Source organism: Altererythrobacter chaiwopuensis (assembly GCF_054957755.1).
Window position 1 is genome coordinate 100,387 of the sequence record NZ_JBTXJG010000002.1, and the last position, 18,423, is coordinate 118,809.

21 protein-coding genes are annotated in these 18,423 nt (G+C 59.9%); 16 read left to right on the forward strand and 5 right to left on the reverse strand.

Annotation, left to right across the window (positions count from 1 at the left end):
• Positions 1-5 precede the first annotated feature (5 nt).
• From glpD to ACX2DJ_RS11060, 3 genes are read left to right on the forward strand one after another with little or no spacing between them, the layout of a single operon-like run.
• Positions 6-1,505 carry a glycerol-3-phosphate dehydrogenase gene (glpD, locus tag ACX2DJ_RS11050; protein ID WP_462573077.1) on the forward strand — a complete coding sequence of 500 codons (1,500 nt, stop codon included), beginning with the start codon at positions 6-8 and terminating at the stop codon, positions 1,503-1,505.
• Positions 1,502-2,077, forward strand: a complete 576-nt coding sequence (locus tag ACX2DJ_RS11055; RefSeq protein ID WP_462572681.1) for an NADPH-dependent FMN reductase — start codon at positions 1,502-1,504, stop codon at positions 2,075-2,077. The genes glpD and ACX2DJ_RS11055 overlap by 4 nt, the downstream gene beginning before the upstream one ends.
• The gene (locus ACX2DJ_RS11060; RefSeq protein WP_462572683.1) at positions 2,077-2,682 is read left to right on the forward strand and encodes a 3,4-dihydroxy-2-butanone-4-phosphate synthase; all 606 of its coding nucleotides are present in this window, start codon (positions 2,077-2,079) and stop codon (positions 2,680-2,682) included. Before ACX2DJ_RS11055 ends, ACX2DJ_RS11060 begins: the two co-directional genes overlap by 1 nt.
• Positions 2,683-2,821: 139 nt before the next feature.
• On the opposite strand, the gene ACX2DJ_RS11065 is transcribed toward ACX2DJ_RS11060, so the two are convergent.
• Positions 2,822-4,024 carry a sulfotransferase gene (locus ACX2DJ_RS11065; protein ID WP_462572685.1) on the reverse strand — a complete coding sequence of 401 codons (1,203 nt, stop codon included), beginning with the start codon at positions 4,022-4,024 and terminating at the stop codon, positions 2,822-2,824.
• Positions 4,025-4,111: 87 nt separating this feature from the next.
• On the opposite strand from ACX2DJ_RS11065, the gene ACX2DJ_RS11070 reads away from it, so the two are divergent.
• The 4 genes from ACX2DJ_RS11070 to ACX2DJ_RS11085 all read left to right on the forward strand — a co-directional run bounded on the left by ACX2DJ_RS11070 (position 4,112) and on the right by ACX2DJ_RS11085 (position 9,766).
• Entirely contained in the window at positions 4,112-4,330 is a 219-nt protein-coding gene (locus ACX2DJ_RS11070; protein ID WP_462572687.1) for a hypothetical protein, read from the forward strand.
• A gap of 238 nt (positions 4,331-4,568) precedes the next feature.
• Entirely contained in the window at positions 4,569-7,031 is a 2,463-nt protein-coding gene (locus ACX2DJ_RS11075) for a TonB-dependent receptor (protein WP_462572688.1), read from the forward strand.
• A 380-nt stretch (positions 7,032-7,411) separates the two neighbouring features.
• On the forward strand, positions 7,412-8,608 hold the full coding sequence (locus tag ACX2DJ_RS11080; RefSeq protein ID WP_462572689.1) for an acyl-CoA dehydrogenase family protein: 1,197 nt from the start codon (positions 7,412-7,414) through the stop codon (positions 8,606-8,608).
• Positions 8,609-8,635: 27 nt separating this feature from the next.
• Positions 8,636-9,766, forward strand: a complete 1,131-nt coding sequence (locus tag ACX2DJ_RS11085) for an acyl-CoA dehydrogenase family protein (RefSeq protein ID WP_462572690.1) — start codon at positions 8,636-8,638, stop codon at positions 9,764-9,766.
• An 88-nt stretch (positions 9,767-9,854) separates the two neighbouring features.
• Here the strand turns inward: ACX2DJ_RS11085 and ACX2DJ_RS11090 are convergent, their stop codons facing one another.
• A complete protein-coding gene (locus ACX2DJ_RS11090) occupies positions 9,855-10,232 on the reverse strand; it encodes a limonene-1,2-epoxide hydrolase family protein (RefSeq protein ID WP_462572691.1) in 378 nt (125 codons plus the stop codon).
• 15 nt (positions 10,233-10,247) lie between these two features.
• Entirely contained in the window at positions 10,248-11,462 is a 1,215-nt protein-coding gene (locus ACX2DJ_RS11095) for an alginate export family protein (RefSeq protein ID WP_462572692.1), read from the reverse strand.
• Positions 11,463-11,777: 315 nt separating this feature from the next.
• Between ACX2DJ_RS11095 and infA the strand changes: the two genes are divergently transcribed.
• From infA to ACX2DJ_RS11135, 8 genes are all read left to right on the forward strand, one after another.
• Entirely contained in the window at positions 11,778-12,044 is a 267-nt protein-coding gene (gene infA / locus ACX2DJ_RS11100; RefSeq protein ID WP_462573079.1) for a translation initiation factor IF-1, read from the forward strand.
• Between the two features lie 45 nt (positions 12,045-12,089).
• Positions 12,090-12,242 (forward strand): hypothetical protein, encoded by a 153-nt coding sequence (locus tag ACX2DJ_RS11105; protein ID WP_462572693.1) that lies wholly within the window; start codon positions 12,090-12,092, stop codon positions 12,240-12,242.
• 2 nt (positions 12,243-12,244) lie between these two features.
• On the forward strand, positions 12,245-12,499 hold the full coding sequence (locus ACX2DJ_RS11110; RefSeq protein ID WP_462572694.1) for a hypothetical protein: 255 nt from the start codon (positions 12,245-12,247) through the stop codon (positions 12,497-12,499).
• A gap of 199 nt (positions 12,500-12,698) precedes the next feature.
• The gene (locus ACX2DJ_RS11115; protein WP_462572695.1) at positions 12,699-12,908 is read left to right on the forward strand and encodes a cold-shock protein; all 210 of its coding nucleotides are present in this window, start codon (positions 12,699-12,701) and stop codon (positions 12,906-12,908) included.
• 76 nt (positions 12,909-12,984) lie between these two features.
• Positions 12,985-13,221, forward strand: coding sequence for a hypothetical protein (locus ACX2DJ_RS11120; protein ID WP_462572696.1), 237 nt, complete (start codon positions 12,985-12,987; stop codon positions 13,219-13,221).
• Positions 13,222-13,427: 206 nt separating this feature from the next.
• Entirely contained in the window at positions 13,428-15,071 is a 1,644-nt protein-coding gene (locus ACX2DJ_RS11125; protein ID WP_462572697.1) for an acyl-CoA dehydrogenase family protein, read from the forward strand.
• A gap of 110 nt (positions 15,072-15,181) precedes the next feature.
• A complete protein-coding gene (locus tag ACX2DJ_RS11130; RefSeq protein ID WP_462572698.1) occupies positions 15,182-16,333 on the forward strand; it encodes an acyl-CoA dehydrogenase family protein in 1,152 nt (383 codons plus the stop codon).
• Entirely contained in the window at positions 16,333-17,085 is a 753-nt protein-coding gene (locus tag ACX2DJ_RS11135) for an acyl-CoA dehydrogenase family protein (RefSeq protein WP_462572699.1), read from the forward strand. Before ACX2DJ_RS11130 ends, ACX2DJ_RS11135 begins: the two co-directional genes overlap by 1 nt.
• Positions 17,086-17,098: 13 nt before the next feature.
• Here ACX2DJ_RS11135 and ACX2DJ_RS11140 read toward each other — a convergent pair whose 3' ends face one another.
• Together ACX2DJ_RS11140 and ACX2DJ_RS11145 are read right to left on the reverse strand one after the other, a co-directional pair.
• Entirely contained in the window at positions 17,099-17,266 is a 168-nt protein-coding gene (locus ACX2DJ_RS11140) for a hypothetical protein (RefSeq protein WP_462572700.1), read from the reverse strand.
• A gap of 1 nt (position 17,267) precedes the next feature.
• On the reverse strand, positions 17,268-17,441 hold the full coding sequence (locus ACX2DJ_RS11145; protein WP_462572701.1) for a hypothetical protein: 174 nt from the start codon (positions 17,439-17,441) through the stop codon (positions 17,268-17,270).
• Positions 17,442-17,614: 173 nt separating this feature from the next.
• Between ACX2DJ_RS11145 and ACX2DJ_RS11150 the strand changes: the two genes are divergently transcribed.
• Positions 17,615-18,394: a tyrosine-protein phosphatase gene (locus ACX2DJ_RS11150; RefSeq protein WP_462572702.1), complete on the forward strand. Its 780-nt coding sequence runs from the start codon at positions 17,615-17,617 to the stop codon at positions 18,392-18,394.
• The last annotated feature ends 29 nt before the right edge of the window (positions 18,395-18,423 follow it).

Consider the following 18,423-nt stretch of genomic DNA (forward strand, 5'->3'; position numbering starts at 1 on the left):
TGGCAGTGGTGGCTGATCCTGAACCCGATATTTTCGATCTTGCCGTCATCGGAGGTGGGATCAATGGCTGCGGTATCGCCCGCGATGCGGCGGGACGCGGGGCCAAGGTAGCGCTGCTTGAGGCAGGCGATCTGGCCAGCGGGACTTCATCTGCCTCAACCAAGCTGATTCATGGCGGCTTGCGTTATCTGGAGCATTTCGAATTCGGCCTGGTCAGGGAATCGCTGTCGGAACGTGAGCGTCTTTGGTCAATTGCGCCGCATATCGTATGGCCGCTGCGCTTCGTGCTGCCACATGTCCAGGGCCTTCGCCCGCGCTGGCTGGTGCGGCTGGGGCTGTTCCTTTACGACCATATCGGCGGGCGCAGGCTGCTGCCCGCGACCGAGAATATCGCGCTGGCCAATCACCCAGCGGGCGCGCCGCTCAAGCCCGAATTTGCGAAAGCCTTCGTCTATTCGGACTGCTGGGTCGATGATGCCCGGCTGGTGGTGCTCAATGCCCGGGATGCAGCCGATCGCGGGGCTGAGGTCCATACGCGCTGCCGCGTGACAGCTTTGACGCGCGAGGGCGAGCTGTGGCGGATCGATGCAGGCGGCAAGACCTTCCATGCCCGCGCCGTGGTCAATGCCGCCGGCCCGGCGGTGCTCAAGCTGCTAGGGCTGGCGCATGAACCCGCCGAGCGCGGCATGCGGTTGGTGCGCGGTTCGCACATCGTCGTGCGCAAGCTGTTTGATCACCCTTACGCCTATTTCTTCCAACTGCCGGACGGGCGGATCTTCTTTGCCATTCCTTATGAGCACGATTTCACCCTGATCGGAACCACTGATGCCGATCACCATGGGGGGCTGGACCATGTCGAGGCGAGCTTCGAGGAAATCGTCTATCTGTGCGAAGGGGCAAGCCGCTTCTTCAGACAGCCTGTTACTCCTGATGACGTCGTGTGGACCTATTCCGGTGTGCGCCCGCTGATCGACGACGGTTCAGGCAAGCCCGAAGCGGCGACACGCGGCTATTATCTCGACCTTTCAGACGAGGATGACGGCCCCCCGATCCTTTCCGTGTTCGGAGGAAAGATCACCACTTACCGGCATCTGGCGCAGGAAGTGGTCGAACAGCTGGCGCAGCGGCTACCGCAACTCAAGGGGGATGGGTGGACCGATCGGGTGCCGTTACCGGGCGGTGACTTCGCTGTCGGCACGGTGGCGACAAGGATCGCCGAACTGCGCGCCCGCTATCCGTTTCTCGAACCGCACTGGGCCGACCGGCTGGCCCATGCCTACGGTATGCTGGCAATGGAGATTTTGGGTGACGCGCGCGCCCTGGAGGACTGCGGATATCATTTCGGCCATGGTCTCACGCAAGCCGAAGTCGATTATCTGGTTACACGGGAATGGTCCCTGGCTGTTGACGATATCCTGTGGCGCCGGACCAAGCTAGGGCTGCGGTTCTCGCCCGAACAAACAGAGCGTCTTGCTGGCTATCTCAATGAAAAGGTTTGTGCATGACTGTTAGGATCGTTGGCATCGGAGGCACGGTAAACCCCGGCAGCACCACCGAACAGGCACTGCGCCTTGCGGCTGCACAGTCTGCGAGCGAGGGCGCCGAAACACGTATATTCGGCGGAGAGTATCTTGGCCGCCTGCCCCATTACCGGGGCGCAGGCCATGAACCCGGCAGCGGCAACGAACTGGTCGAGGCAGTGAGGCAAGCCCATGGTGTCATCATTGCCGCGCCCGGCTATCACGGGACAATTTCAGGCCTGGTCAAGAACGCGCTCGACTATCTGGAGGACCTTTCCCGGGACGAGCGGCCCTATCTCGATGGGCGCGCGGTCGGCCTGATCACGACCGCCTATGGTGACCAGGCAACCATGAGCACGCTGTTGACGCTGCGCAGCATCGTTCATGCGCTGCGCGGCTGGCCTACCCCGATGGGGGCCACAATCCGGACCTATCACGGATTGTTCTCGCCTGATGGGGAATGCCTTGAAGATCGTGCCCGGCTCCAATTGGAACTGGTCGGTCGCCAGACCTTTCGTGGCGCCCGTGCGCTCGCATCACTCGAAGATGGGGCGTGATGATGGACCGGCTTCAATCGGCGTTGGACGCGCTTGCCGGGGGGCGCATGATTATCATCACCGGTGATCGGCTGCGCGGCGGCGACATCGATTTTTGTATGGCTGCCCGCCATGTCACGCCAGATGCGATAAATTTCATGGCGACCCACGGACGCGGCCTCATCTGTCTGGCGCTCACCCCGAAACGTGCATCCGATCTGGGGATCGAGCTGATCAATCCAGGCGCGGACCAGCAATCTGGCAGGCCGCATGGCCGTTCGATCGAGGCGGCGAGGGGAGTTACGACGGGAATCTCCGCCGCCGATCGCGCGCATACCATCAAAGTTGCGGTTGCGCCCGATACGACAGTAGGTGATCTGGTTTCACCGGGGCATGTGTTTCCGCTCATCACGGCCGAGGGCGGCGTTAGCGTGCGACCTGCTGCGGCAGAGGCATCAATCGAGCTGTGCCGCCGGGCCGGGGCAGGCGACGCCGCTGTCATTTGCTCGATCATGCGCGATGATGGCGAGATGGCGCGGATAGAAGACATCGGCCATCTCGTTTCGGAACGGTGCCTGCAAGTTTGCGATATCGCTCAATTACTCGAGTTGCGCGGCGAGGAGTGAAGCGTCCGATCCTTTTGACAGGGCCATCGGATAATGGCGGATCGCTATGGCCTGAACTTCTTCGGCCTCTCACGATCGGCCGACAATACGGCTGCCAGCTCAGAGAGCCGATACTGCGACACCCGCTGGCACAAGGCCGTCACACGCCCACAATTGAGGGCGAAATGCCATATCGTCCGAGCTCCGATTCCGCGCGCCTTGCGCCTTCGGTGTAGCGTCGCCATTGGTCAATCGAGCTGGAGTAAATCGGTGATCGTACCTGAACCGAGCTCGCAGTTGCGACCGGCTCTGCGTTCAGGTGAAAGTCCATGCAGGCGTCTTCCCAATCGAGGCCGCAAAAATCCAGCAGCTTTTCGGTTTGGCCGCGCTGGTCTGCAATTACATCTTCGTAGCGGATTGCAAGAAAACGGCTCCTCGGCAATTCCGCCTCGTATGTTTTCGCCATACGTTCAAACTGGGCCACAAAGTGCGCCGTATCGCCGAAATCGTAATTGTAGCTGTAATAGCTGAAACCCGTGGCAAACAATTGGCGGTAATTGGCAAACAGCACGTCGAACGGCGACCGCCTGAGGCAGATAACTCGCGCGCCGGGCAAGGCACGCAGGATTGCTGGAACATAGAACGCATTGAACGGCATCTTGTCGATGAAGCGTCCTGCGCTTCCTGCAAGCCCGGTAACCCTTCGCTGATACTCTATGCCGACAAAGTCCAGATTGGATTGGCTGGACGCGGCTGCCAGAACGGCCGGGTCAAGCACCATGGGGCCGGGCGTGCCCAAAACCTGTTTGAGAAGGATCGCGAAGTCGGACAATTCGCCAACCGATGTTACCTGCGAATGCGAAGTCAGGATACGTTCGACCAGGGTTGTCCCGCTACGCGGCATGCCGACCACGAAGAGCGGGCTCTGATCGCCCTGCAGAACGTCAGCCACCTGATGGGCAGATACAGCGGCAACGGCAGCATCAACCAACCTTTCTGTGGCGATCCGATCATGCCCAACCTCCGCTTTCTTCTGTTCCTTGGCCTTGCCCAGCCATGCGAACGAAATGTCCCATTGCTTTGCGCCCTCGGCGAGGCGGGCCAGAGCATGTCCCAGCAGGAGTCGATCCTCTGCAACGACTGACGCTTCGAACCGTGCGGCCAGCGTTTCAAACCAATCCGGATTCGGATATTTCGCTAACTGGACCAGCGCCAGCCATGCCTTGGCATGTCCTGGATTCAGCGAGATTACTTCCCTGAACTGATCCTCTGCTTCCTTGAGCCTACCGGCAAACTGCAGTGCCACCGCCAGATTGTAACGATAATCGGCATTGTCAGGCACGCCCTGTATGGCCTGGAACATAGGCTCGATGGCCAAATCATGACGCCCCGTGCGCGAAAGGACGACCCCAAGCTGATTTGCAACATCCGCATCATCACTGGCTAGCGCGTGCGCTGCCAATGCCAACTGCCGGGCCTGTTCCTGATCCTGCTGCAAGAGCGCGACGCGCGCCTGCAAAACCGCAAGCCAGCGATTCTGGACTCCAGCATCGGACAACATGCGGCAAAGTTTGCCAGCGCCAAGAGCATTTTCGTGCTCCACGGCAATCGCGGCCATCACCAGAATTGCATCGTATTCCAGAGGGTTTTCGCGCAGCGCCTGTTGTGACGCAGCGTGCGCTTTCTGGAAATTCCCCAAAAATAGTTCTTTTTTGGCCACACCCAGCGCAGAGATTCGTCCCGTTATCTGGTTTCTCCTTCAACCCGTTTGACATGCGATAAACCTGAATGCACCAGTATGGAAATGCTGCACTGCGGCATCGGGACTGTGCCTTTAAACGACATAACATGAGGGTTCGATGAAAATGAATGCACATTTCACACAACGCGCTGCACGGATTGCTCTTTTGGGCAGTACCATAATCGCATCGGCATATTCGGCGCCACTGCTTGCCCAGGAAGCAGGGGCACGGGAGAATGATGACAATGTCATCATTGTGACCGCCACTCGCCGTGCTGAATCCGTGCAGGACATTCCGCTCAATATCGCTGCAGTCGGCGCCGAGCAGATCGAGGAACAGGGGCTGACCGAGCTTTCCGAGCTGCTGCCCTTCGTTCCCGGCATCAACATCGTCGATCGCGGCGGACGCCAGGGTAACCCGATCATCGTTCGCGGCCTGAACGTCGATGCAATCGGTTCGGGTGACGGCAACAACAACGGCGGCGGAACGGTCGCGACCTACCTGGGCGAAATTCCGGTTTTCGTGGATCTCAAGTTGAACGACCTCGAACGCGTCGAAGTTCTGCTTGGCCCGCAAGGCACGCTTTATGGCGCGGGTACGCTTGGCGGCGCGATCCGCTATATTCCGCGCAAGCCGCAGTTTGGCGAAACCACTGTCTCGGCGCGTGCGGAAGCTTCCAAGTATTCCAAGGCCTCGAGCCTCAGCCACGAAACCGGCTTCACTGTGAACTTTGGCCTGACTGACACTTTTGCAATCCGCGGATCGCTGGATTGGACTGACGATTCGGGTTTCATTGATTACGTCAATGTCGTCGATCAGATCGGGGTGACGAACCCCGACACGCCGGAAGGCCTGAATCGGATCAAGGATGCCGATGGCGAAGAAACGCTTTCCGGCCGCATCGCCGCCCGATGGGAACCGGCTCAGTGGTTCGATGCGACGCTGACTTATTACTACCAGGAAGCCGATATCGAAGGGCGCCGCGTATCGCACCATCGGGACATTGTACCTGGCTTGCTCGACGGGACGGACAGCGTGGGGCGTTATGAGAATGCGTTCCGTGTGAGAGAACCGAACGAGATCAAGAACGATCTCTTGGCGCTGGAAATGATCGCTGATCTCGGCTTTGCCGAGCTCACTTCGGCCACCGGTTGGAGCACTTTCAAGGACGAAGGCCAGCGCGATCAGACGACACTGCTGATCACGCTGGAATATAGCTACGAGCTGTTTCCCTCATTCACCTCGTTCACACGCGAAATTGGCGAGGAAGAGCGAATCAATCAGGAAGTCCGCCTGGTTTCCAAGAATGATGGGCCATTCAACTGGATTGTTGGTGGATATTATAACAAGTTCACGGCTGCCAATTCATCTTCGGAATTCGTTCCAAACTTTGTGGCTTTTGTGAACCAGCCCGATCTCGATTTCGGCCTGACCGATCGCCCGGATGCGCTTGAGTTTTTCTCGACGGATCGAGAGCGGCTCGTAGAAGTGGCCGCCTTCGGCGAAGTCAGCTACACACTGTTTGACAAGCTGACATTGACTGCAGGCGGCAGATATTATGATTATAGTCTGAAGGCGGCTTCGACAGTCGATTTCCCTTTGTTTGAGCCGCTAAGCTTCACACCTCTGACATTGAAAGAGGTTGCCAGCCAGGCGTTCGATCCCGATCTTGCGCAATCGGACAATGGGTTCCTCTACAAGTTCAACGCGTCCTGGGAGGTCAATGATGACCTGCTGCTCTATGCCACGGTCAGCGAAGGCTACCGGATCGGCGGCGTGAACGGAGTGGGCGAATGTGGCGAATTCGATCCCAACGCCAACCAAGGCGCTTGCGCTCTGGCGCCGGGGCAGCGGTTTGGCCCGGGGCCAGACGATATTTCGATCCGCGACGAGCGTCAGTTCAGGCCCGACCAGACCCGGAACTACGAAGTTGGTTTCAAGTCGACATTGCTGGAAGGCGATCTCACCTTTAACGGCGCGGTTTACTACATCGACTGGATTGATCCGCAGCTGGGTTCGTCGACTGTCAACGCCAATATCCCGATCACGGTGAATGGTGGCGGTGCCGAGTCAAGGGGTGTCGAGCTGTCGGCAAACTGGCGGGCCACCGACCGCCTGCAATTGCGTGGTAATTTCAGCTACACCGATGCGCAGCTGACCACGTTGACGCCGGACCTTATCCGCACGATCACCCCGCCGGGATTTGGCTCTGACTTCGAGGATGGGCAGGACGGAGACCGCTTGCCGGGCTCGCCCAAGACCCAGTTCTCGGTCTTCGGCGCCTATGAATATCCCCTGGTCAATGGTGACAGCCTGGTCTTCAACGCCAGCTATTCCCATCAGGGCAATGTGCTCACCCGCACCGGCGGCCGTGGCTCCGGCTTGACCTTGGACAGCTATGGCACTGCCAATGCAGCAATGACCTACCAAGCGGACCGCTGGTCTGCCACCTTGTTCGTAGACAATCTGTTCGACAAGTTCGCCGAAACTGGCGCGATCGGAACACCGTTGAATAATCAGATCGTTACAGACTTCGACGGCGGGAATGTATATCCCCGCGCGTTCTCGACCCACATCCTGCCGCCGCGCTCGATCGGGCTGCGCCTGAAGTTCGACTTCGGCGGCTAGGTACTAAGGCGTCACTCAATTTCAGGAGCTGACGTCAAGAGGATGCAGGAAAAAGGGCCGGTTGACTGGCGCGCCTGGTAAGCGCAGCCACGAAGCCGGCCCGTTATTTCCACTCATCGCCAAAAGCCATCTGCATGGCGGTGATGTTCCATGTGCGATACCCGCCCGTTTGCGGGAAGTTGAAGATCTGCTTGTCGAGCGCGGTATCGACACCTGTCACCAGACGATGCGGATGTGGTGGAACCGGTTTGACCCACTATTCGCAGCCGAGATCTGGCGCCCCCTTCCTTGTCAGCGCCCCGCCTCTCTTTTTTCGGCTTTCAGCCTGCGCACGCTCGTGGCAGTAGGGCCTCAGAGCATACACCTTGGAGACATTTCTGATGAATCTGGAGTTCACCGCCGAAGAACTGGCGTTTCGCGACGAGGTTCGTGCCTTTATCAGCGAAAATTATCCTGCGCACCTCGCCGATTTCGGCATGCGGGAAGACATGTCGCCGGAAGATATGGTCGCGTGGCACAAGATCCTGGGAAAAAAGGGCTGGTCGGTGCCGGCCTGGCCGAAAGAGTATGGCGGAACCGGCTGGACCCCCACTCAGCGCTATATCTGGTCGGAAGAAAATGCCCGGATCAATTCCTTCATGCCGCTGCCGTTTGGCGTGTCGATGGTCGGCCCGGTTATCTACACCTTTGGCAACCAGGCCCAGAAGGATCAGCATCTCCCCGGCATCCGCAGCGGCGAGGTGTGGTGGTGCCAGGGATACAGTGAGCCGGGCGCAGGATCCGATCTGGCCTCGCTCAAGACGACCGCCGTGCGCGATGGTGACCATTACATCATCAATGGCCAGAAGACCTGGACCACGCTTGCGCAATATGCCGATTGGGGGTTCTTCCTCTGCCGCACCGATCCGGGCGCCGCGAAACCGCAGGAGGGGATCAGCTTCATCCTGATCGACATGAAATCACCGGGTGTCGAAGTGCGCCCGATCAAGCTCATCGATGGCGGGCATGAGGTCAATGAGACCTGGCTGACCGATGTGCGCGTTCCAGTCGAGAACCTGGTCGGTGAAGAGAACAAGGGATGGACCTATGCGAAGTTCCTGTTGGCCCATGAGCGCAGCGGAATTGCCGGGGTTGCCCGCTCCAAGCGGGGCGTCGAGAAGCTTCGCGAAATCGCCGGAATGGAACTGCTCGATGGCAAGCCGTTGATCGATGATTTCGATTTCGCCCGTAAGGTCAGCCAGCTTGAAATCGATCTGGCGGCGCTTGAGATTACCGAGCTGCGCACCCTGGCTGGCGAACAGGCCGGCAAGGGGCCGGGGCCGGAAAGCTCGATCCTCAAGATCAAGGGAACCGAAATTCAGCAGCGCCTCACCGAACTTACGCTTGAGGCGGTCGGCAATTATGGCACGCCGCAATACGGCAACATCGCCGAGAACGGATCGAACCAATACCCGATTGGCCCGGAATACGCGCGGCACGCTGCCTCGACCTATCTCAACATGCGCAAAACTTCGATTTATGGCGGATCGAATGAAATCCAGCGCAACATCATCACGAAAATGATCCTCGGCCTGTAAGGCCACCGGATATCCTGGAGAGTATTTGTGGATTTCAATTTCACCGAAGAACAAGCGATGGTGCGCGACGGCCTGTCGCGGCTCGTGCGCGAACAGTATGACTGGGAAACGCGCCGCCGCGTGGTTGAGGGCGAACCGGGCTGGCGCCCCGAAATCTGGGCGCAGCTGGCCGAGCTGGGGCTGCTGGGCATGCCGTTTTCCGAAGCGGATGGCGGCTTTGGCGGGGGCGCCATAGAGGCGATGATCGCCATGGAAGAATTCGGCAAGGGGCTGGTGGTTGAGCCGTTTGTGCCCACGGTTGTGTGTGCGGGCGGCTTCCTCAGGCACGCAGGCACCGCAGCGCAGAAGGCAGAGCATATCGGCGGCATTGTCGATGGCAGCCGAGTCTATGCCTTCGCCTATGCCGAGCCGCGCGGCCGGTATGACTATGCGGATATTCAAACTACCGCGAAGAAGGATGGCAGCGGCTATGTCCTGAACGGCCACAAGGCTGTTGTTGTGGGGGCACCGTGGGCAACGCATTTGATCGTGACCGCCCGGACTTCGGGCGAACAGCGGGACAGGAATGGCGTGTCTGTGTTCGTGGTCGAAAAGGCTGCCGATGGCCTGATTACGCGCGACTATCCAACCATTGATGGCCGCCGCGCGTCTGAAGTCTACCTGGAAAATGTGAGCGTGCCGGCAGATGCGCTGATCGGTGAAGAGGGGGCGGGGCTTCCCCTGATCGAGCGGGTAGCGGATGAAGCGATTGCGGCGCTTTGCGCCGAGGCTTGCGGAGCGATGAAAGTCGCGCACCAGATGACGGTTGAATATTCGCGCCAGCGCAAGCAGTTCGGTGTGCCGATCGGATCGTTTCAGGTGCTGCAGCACCGCATGGTCGACATGTTCACGGAGTATGAGCAATCGGTTTCGCTCACCTATCTCGCGACACTCAAGCTCGATGCCGCTGAGAAAGAGCGCAAGCGTGCGGTTTCGTCAGCCAAGGTCCGTATCGGCCAGGCCGCCCGTTTCATCGGCCAGGAAGCGATCCAGATACACGGCGGCATGGGCATGACCGACGAACTGGCGATTGGTGGCTATTTCAAGCGGTTGACGATCTTCAATTCGGAATTCGGTGATATCGATCACCACATGAGGCGGCATATAGCGCTTGCGTGAAATGCGGTTTTGACGGGAATATGGGGGCCGTTGCCGATCTGACGGCCTCCATAATCGCTTTCAGCATGCGCGCTGCCGAAACCAGATACTATGCTTCCAGTGCGGCGCGATAGGTGGCCATATCGAAGTAATCGCGCCACACCTTGATCTTGCCATCCTCAAGCTCGAACACTCCGCAGCAAGGTAGATTGACCGCCTTGCCATTGGCAATGGTGCGATCCAGCCGTTCGGCGAAGACAATATTCCCGCTCGCGGCAATGGTGAGAATGTCCCATTCGGTCTCTGTCCAACCGGCAAGGAAGGCGCGGATGAACTGGCGCAACGCATCGCGGCCCTGAACGGGCGCAATCGGCATGTTGTGATAGATGCCATCATCGGCAAAAAAGCTGACCAGTTCGTCTGCATCCAGCCGCGACCATGCCGCAATGAACTTGCTGATGATTGCTACATTGCCATTGCGGTCCACCACTTCCTCCTGACGCTAGAACATGGCCTCGACCTGAAACCACGCCTTTTCCGTATCTGTCGCAAAATCCCGGGCATCATAGCTGGAAAACTTTGCCAGCAGAGTTATGCGCCTGGTCAGCGGAAAGGCAACCAGTGCATTCCATTCCGTGCCATAATCAAGACCTGCCCGGGTAGATGCGAAGTCATGATAGGCAATTCGCAGCGTCATCCCCTTCAGCGCCGAATTATCGCTGAATTTGTAGGCCGCATCGGCATAGAGGTCGCGCAGTCCGTTGGGCGGCGTCGAAAGGAATTTGTCGCTCCAGCCATTGAAGGCGTGCAGCGTCGCCAGCGGAGTTTGCAAAGCCGCGCTGCCATTGCCCTGGAGCCGTTCCAGCCCGGCATTGACCGTCAAGCCGGAAACGGAAAAGCCCGGTTGCAGCGAAAGATAATCGAGCCCGAATTCGCCGGGATTGGCCGCATGGTCGGTCTGATGCGCATATTCGGCAACGTAGAGCAGCTTTGCATCTTGGTTGATCGACTGCGTGCCGGCCAATCTTACCCCGAAGGTTTTGGAACTGCCCCCCGGATTGGCCGGGATGTCGAGCCAATAGCCATAGGCCGATAGCTTGCCGATCGGTTTGACATCATAGGCAGCGCGGACGCCGTGAATATCGGTGTTGCGCCAGATACCCTGGGGCGAATCAGGGCCGAAAACCCGGTTCACCCGCCAGGCATAAAGATAGTCGACCGACAGCCCCTTGTGCGGTTTGAGCGAAAGCTGCGCGGCATCGAGCGTTTGATCATTCTGGCGCCAGCCGACCGATCCGATCCAGCGCTGGTTGTCAAGATTGATCGCTTGCCTCCCGCCAGTCGCTTGGACAGCATCAAGCGGACGCCATCGGACAAAGGCCTGGTTGAGCAGGACATCTGCGGGATCTGCCACCACCGGAAATTCCGTGCGGCCATTGACGGTATCATTGAAATCTCTTGGTCCGATACGGGTGATGGCCTCACCTTCAATCTGCGCGCTGAACCCGTGCCATTCGCCAAGCTTGACGCCCGCCTTCAAGCGCAGCGTCGAGGCTGTCGCATCCTCAGGCAGCCCGTCCTGGTCAACCAGTTCCAGCCGGTACCGGATATCGGCATAGGGCACGGCGGATACATTCCCATCGGTTTCCGCCAGAGCGGTGGAGGGGAAGAGCAGTGCGGCAAGCAGGGCCGCAGGCAAGAGGTGCAGTTGATTCATGTTGCCTGAATACGGGAATAATCCGAACAGTAATTGATTTCTATCAAAGATGATCGAATGCAGGGCAATAGTGTCTGGCGCGCAAGGAAGGATGGGGCCGGGAATAATTACACCGCCTAGCTTCAAGGCCGAACCGAGAGCAATCGAGGGCTTGGCTTGAAATTTATTTACAATGCGCTATATACAAATTGCTTACGTCGCCTGCGACGGAATTTGTTCACCGCTACGGCGGTTCCCTATTTCCTTTCATGCTGCCTGGCTCTGCTGCGGGATACGCCCGTGAGCAGATCGATTTTCTGCACGCTAGGATTTGGTTTGGCGAAAGAAGCACTCATTGCCATGGAAGGCGAGATCGACGAGGTCCTGCCGGATGGACGCTTTGGCGTTACACTCGACAATGAGCATCGCATCATCGCCTATACGGCGGGAAAAATGCGCCGCTACCGAATCCGCTCGGTCGTTGGAGACCGCGTGCACGTTGAAATGACGCCATATGATCTGACAAAGGGTCGGATCGTATTCCGCGAGCGGACGCCGGGGCAAGGTCCCGGCGCAAACCGCAAGCGCGGGTTCAGGCGTTGACACGATTTAGACAATGGCAACCAGAGCGTTGCCGACAAGGACACGATGAATATCAATTATACCGGCGCCACTACGCGCCGAACGACTTTCCCCGGCTTCGGCGAGGGGACCAATAGAGATCCGGCCAGCCATCTGGCGCGCCAAACATTCCTTCCGACACTGGAGCTGCGGCGGCTAGTCGCGGCGATGGTCGACTGAAGATGAACCGGACAAGCGGCCATGCCGCAGCGTTTCTGCAAGCGCTGGGAACTGATCTGGACCTCAATCCGGAATATGCCGCCCGTCAAAAAACGTTGATCTCTGCAGGTAAAGCCTGCAATGATGAAATTTGCCGGATGCCTCTTGACTTGGCGTCGGACATTGCCGGGCGGATTTACCGGATCCAGAAGAATTCTGGGGCTGCCGCAGCAAGTGTATTGTGTGCACCACAAAACGCCGCAACCGACAATGCCTGAACATCCAGGTCAAGCTGGCTAAGGCAAAGCAAATTGCTCTCGTTGGATTACGACGGGTATCGACGAATTGGTTACGGGCAGGGGCCAGCAATGGCTCCCGTCTGCGAGACGACGAGTTCCTTTCAATTGACGACTAGACGCATAACTTCGGCCCGCAATTTCGCGGCTGAAACACTCCGTTTCTTGAAAGGAAACGTACATGACTACTGGTACCGTAAAATTCTTTAACGAAGACAAGGGCTATGGATTCATCCAGCCTGATGACGGCTCGGCTGACAGCTTCGTTCACATTTCCGCCGTCCAGGCCGCGGGAATGAACACGCTGAACAAGGATCAGCGGCTGAACTACGAAATCGAAACAGGCCGCAACGGCAAAGCCAGCGCAGTGAATCTCAGCAGCGCTGACTAAGGTGGAAGTCCCCGGCTGCCTTCACCAAGGGAGCCGGGGCCTACCCCATCGCCATTTCTCCTGCGGAGCCAAGCCAATGGCGCTGACCTATGAGTTTTTGATCGCCCGTGCCGAAGAGGCCGGAATACACGCCGAGAAGGCCACGCTGGACAATGTCCGCCGCATGGCCCTGCGTTCGGAAGCTGCGTGGCGTGACATGGCTGGCCGCGCGCTCAGCGTCGAGCGCGCACGAACACGTGCACGCCTCGAACGAGTGATCGCGAGCTCAAATGATCTGGACGGCCAAGGCCAGGCCAAAGTCCACGATATCTAACCCGCGCGATCCATCTGATTTCACGGCTTTGCCAGACAGGCCATCGCCTGTTTGCTTACCTTCAAACTTTCCACCAAACAGATCGAACTGCGCTGTCCCGGCGCATTTTGCGCAAATTGCGAGTGGTGCCCGATGCGCCACCGGGGCATTGCTGCATGGGTTTGGCTTGATCCGATTCGTCCGGGCAAGGCCGGCAAGGAGGAACCGTGCCAACAGCGATACTCGATCAGATCAATCGGGAACTGGACCGCGCCCTTGCCGCGCTTGCGCAGGCCTGCACGCGAGACGGCCGGATAGATAATCGGGCCGCCGATGCGCATCAGCTCGCCTGTTACGAGATTGCAATTGCCCATGCCGACATGCTGGCCGCTCAAACCTGCACTGCGGCGCTCAAAGCGATGCCCGCGCTCGATCGCGGATTGGCGCTGGCCTTCGTGGCAGAAGCAAGCATCGCCGCGCTTGGGCGGCTGGAAGAAATCCAGGCGGGGCTGGGGCTCGATACTTCGGAATTGCTCGAACTGCGCGCCAGCGATGCGCTGGCCGAATTGCGACTGGCATATGCCACGCCCGATGCGCTGGCGGGGCTTGGCCGCCAAGTAGCCGAAAGCGACGCTGAACTGGGCCACGTCGAGCTCGATGAAATGGCCACCATGGCAAGCGAGGCTTTTTCCCGCTTTGCCGCCGATGTGGTCGCGCCGATGGCTGCGGAAATCCACCGCAAGGACCTGACCGTTCCCGAAAGCCTGCTTCAGCCGATGCGCGAGATGGGCGTGTTCGGCCTGTCGATCCCTGAGCGATATGGCGGCAACGCGGGCGAGCGCGAAAATACCGCCATGATGATCGCGGTAACCGAGGCGCTTTCGGAGGCGTCGCTGGCAGCAGCAGGAAGCCTGATTACCCGGCCGGAGATACTGGCAAGGGCGCTGCTGGCGGGGGGCACAGAGGCACAGAAGCGATACTGGCTGCCGCGCATTGCGGCGGGTGAACCGCTGTGCGCGATTTCGATTACCGAGCCCGATTTCGGCTCTGACGTGGCGGCGCTGTCGCTGCGCGGAACGCCGGCGGAGGGCGGCTGGCTGCTCAACGGCGCCAAGACCTGGTGCACCTTTGCCGGAAAGGCTGGGCTGCTGATGGTGGTGGCTCGCACCGATCCCGATCGCTCGCTTGGCCACCGTGGCCTGAGCGTGCTGCTGGTCGAAAAGCCCAGCTTCGAGGGGCATGAGTTCACGGTCGAACAACCGGGCGGAGGCCGCTTGACCGGCAAGGCAATTCCCACGATCGGCTATCGCGGGATGCACAGTTTCGATCTTTCCTTCCAGGACTTCTTCGTGCCCGATGCCAATGTGATCGGAGGGAAAAGCGGGCTGGGCAGGGGTTTCTACCTCACCATGGCAGGGATGACCGGCGGAAGGATTCAGACTGCCGGGCGCGCACTGGGCCTGATGCGTGCCAGCCTGAAGGCTGCGATCGCCTATGCGCGGGACCGCAAGGTGTTTGGCGCAGCCTTGGCCGAATACCAGCTTACGCAGGTAAAAATCGCCCGCATGGCCGCACGCTTCGTGGCTTGCAGGCACCTTGCCTTTGCGGTTGGCAAGCGGCTCGACGAAGGCGGTGGCGGCGCGGAGGCAAGCGTGGCGAAGCTGATCGCCTGCCGTTCAGCCGAAACCGTTTCGCGCGAGGCGCTGCAGATCCACGGCGGCATGGGCTATGCCGAGGAATCCCCGGTCAGCCGCTATTGGATCGATGCGCGCGTGCTTTCGATCTTCGAAGGGGCGGAGGAAACGCTGGCGCTGAAGGTGATCGCGCGCGGATTGCTTGAGGATTGGGTCAAGAAGCACCCGGCTGGCTAGATCGCCGTTCACTCGGCTGGAACAAGAATGTGCTGTCAAAATTCGGCCTTGCGGATTTCACCAATGGCCCACATTCCCTTTACCCATGACCTTGAACACGGTGCGCACGCATGTTTGATGATTTCACTTTCGCTGAAATCCCGCCTGGCGATGATGATTTGCGCCAGCAGGCGCGTAGGCTGGCGCGCGAGGTGACCGCAGACATGACCATGGCGCAGCGTGCGCGTTCATGGTCCGGCTTCGATGCCGGGTTCAGCCGCAAGCTGGGGCAATCGGGCTTGCTTGGCCTCACCTTGCCGCAGCAATATGGCGGAGGTGGGCGCGGCCCGTTCGCGCGCTTCGTGGTGGTGGAAGAACTGCTTTCCGCCGGGGCGCCGGTGGCGGCGCACTGGATCGCCGACCGCCAGAGCGCGCCGCTGATCCTTAATTACGGCACAGAGGCGCAGCGCGAATTCTATCTTCCGCGTATCTGCCGCGGAGAGGCATTGTTCTGCATCGGCATGAGCGAGCCGGGCTCGGGATCTGACCTGGCATCGGTGCGCACCCGGGCGGAGCGGACGGATAGTGGCTGGCGGCTCAACGGCCAGAAGATCTGGACCTCCAATTCGATGCATTCGGATTACATGATCGCGCTGGTGCGGACATCGGGCGGGCCGGATGACCGGCACAAGGGGCTCTCGCAATTGATCGTCGACCTCAAGACACCTGGAATAAGCGTGAGGCCGATCGAGGATCTGGCGGGCGATGCCCATTTCGCCGAAGTGTTCTTCGACAATGTCGACCTGCCTGCCGAGGCGCTGATCGGCGAAGAGGGGCAGGGCTGGCAGCAGGTCACCGCCGAGCTGGCGTTTGAGCGCAGCGGACCGGAGCGGATCTATACCAGCGTGGTGCTGCTCGATGGCTGGCTGGCGCATCTGCGCGCGGTTGGGCTCCGTGACGAGGCAACCCTGGCTCTGGCGGGCAGTTTCATCGCGCGCATGGCTGCCTTGCGGGCGATGTCGATCGCCTGCACCGCGCGCCTCGCGGCGGGGGAAAGCCCAGTGGTCGAAGCCTCGCTGGTCAAGGACCTTGGCACTGGCTTCGAACAGGATTTGCCGCTGGCGATAGCTGACGACCTTGCAGCGCATCCCGATGAAGCAGTTGACCCTGAGCTGCGGCTGGCGCTCGACTACATCACCCTTGTCGCACCCAGCTTTTCGCTGCGCGGCGGCACGCGGGAGATACTGCGCGGCATCATTGCGCGCGGATTGGGGCTGCGCTGATGGACCGGAACGAACTTCTCGAACCGTTCGAGCGCATGCTTGCCAAGCTATTTCCGGCTGAGCGCGTGCGCGAGATTGACCGGGGCGCACGGTGGGATGCCGAACTGGCAGAGACCGAAGCCTCGGGCTTTCTTGACCTATTGGCAGGCGAGGGTGCGGGCGGCGCGGGATTGGCATTTGACGCCGCGATCCCGCTGTTCATGGCGCTGGGCGGAAGGCTAGCCCCGCTCGAGATTGGCAGCGCGATGATCGCGCGCGCCGGGCGCGGCGAGGCAAAAGCGCGATATGCAGAGGCAATCCTGCGCGCCGCAGCAATCGCCGGGGCCGCCAACCATTTGCTCGAGATGACGACGGCCTATGCCAATGAACGGGTCCAGTTCGGCAAACCGATCGGGCGCCAGCAGGCGCTGCAACAACAGCTTGCGGTGATGGCCCAGGATTGCATCGCCGCCAGGCTCGCCGTGGAGCTGACCGGCAGGGGCGGCGAATGGCCGGATGCCTTGCGCGCGGCGCTGGCAAAGTCGGCGGCTTCAGCTGCGGCACCGCGCATCGCCAATATCGCGCATGGCGTGCACGGCGCGATCGGCATCAGCGCGGAATACGACCTGCAACTCTACACCCGGCGCATGCATCGCTGGCGGGTGGAGTGCGGATCAGAGAGCCTGCACAATCGCATGATTGGCGCGGCTCTGCTCGGCAGCGATGCCAGTTCGGTCGATTGGCTGCGCGGGGAAGTGTTTGGCGAAACCTGACCTTGGGGCCTGATCAGTTGCAGGCGCCTTTGAACAGCGGCGGCAGGCCTGCCTTGCACGAAACGCGCAGCGCCAGCCTTCCGGCCAGCGCTACGACCACGCCGGTTACGCTCTGGCTGCGCGAGAACACTTCCATTGCGAAGGCGGTTTCCTTGCGGGTGAATTCGGCCAGGCGCGCCATTTCAATCCGGCCTTCTGCCTTCGGCCAGGTCGCGATCGGCAATGGCTGCCTGCTCGTAAGCTGCGGTGCGCTCTGCCTTGGCGATATGCGCCTCGATCACCCAGGGAAGCTCGACTGCAGTGGTCGCCAAAAAGCCGATTGCAACGGCAATGAAGGCGTCACGCTGGCTTTTCATGTGCGGCTCCTTTGGCAAGAGGGTTCACTTGGAAATTCGCACGAAATCCATGTCAGGTTACAGGCTCCTGACGCGACGCGGGGTTGCAAATCGGGCGAAACGCGATCGCTTGCGGCGGGCAACATCGGTTTCGCCGCTTGAAAGAGTGTGCATGCCCTGCCACGCCAGAATGCATGATTCGGGATCGTTTCCTCACCACTACTGCGATTCACAATTTCCGCGATTATGGCGGCTATGCAGTTGCGGGCGGAGGCCATGTGAAGACCGGCCAGTTGTTCCGTTCCGGCCATCATGCCGATGCAGACGAAGGCGATCTCGCCACGGTTGCCGGGCTTGATCTGCAGCACGTGATCGACCTTCGCGGCGATAGCGAGCGGGCGCAGAAAACCTGCCGCCGCCCTGCCGGTTTCGCGGCTGAAGTGCTTTACTTCGAAGGCGAAACCGCGGGTCTTGCGCCGCATCTCCAGGCTGCCGAGGGAAGCGTCGATGCCGCCAGCGCGCACCGCGCGATGGTCGAGCTGTATGGTGCCCTGCCCGAGCGAAAAGGGCTCAACGATATCCTCAAGCGTTATTTTGCCACTTTGGCGCAATCCCGGGGCACAAGCCTGGTGCATTGCGCAGCCGGGAAGGACCGTACCGGCATTGCGGTCGATCTGCTCCACCACGTGCTCGGCGTCCATCCCGATGATGCGATGGCGGATTACCTGCTCACCAATAATTCCCCTCGTAATGAACAGCGCATCGCGCACGGGATGGAATTGATGGGCGAGAAATATGGCGGCATCGATGAAGCCACGGTGCGGGTGCTGATGGGGGTCGATCCGGCATACCTCGAAGCTACGCGCAGTTCCCTGAAACGGCAGTTCGGTTCGACCGACGCCTATCTGGAGCAGGTTCTGGGCGTCGACGCGTCGAAACGAGATGCGTTGAAAGCTGAACTTGTGGATGTGTAACGCTTTCCTTGCCGGGGCGAATTGAAGCA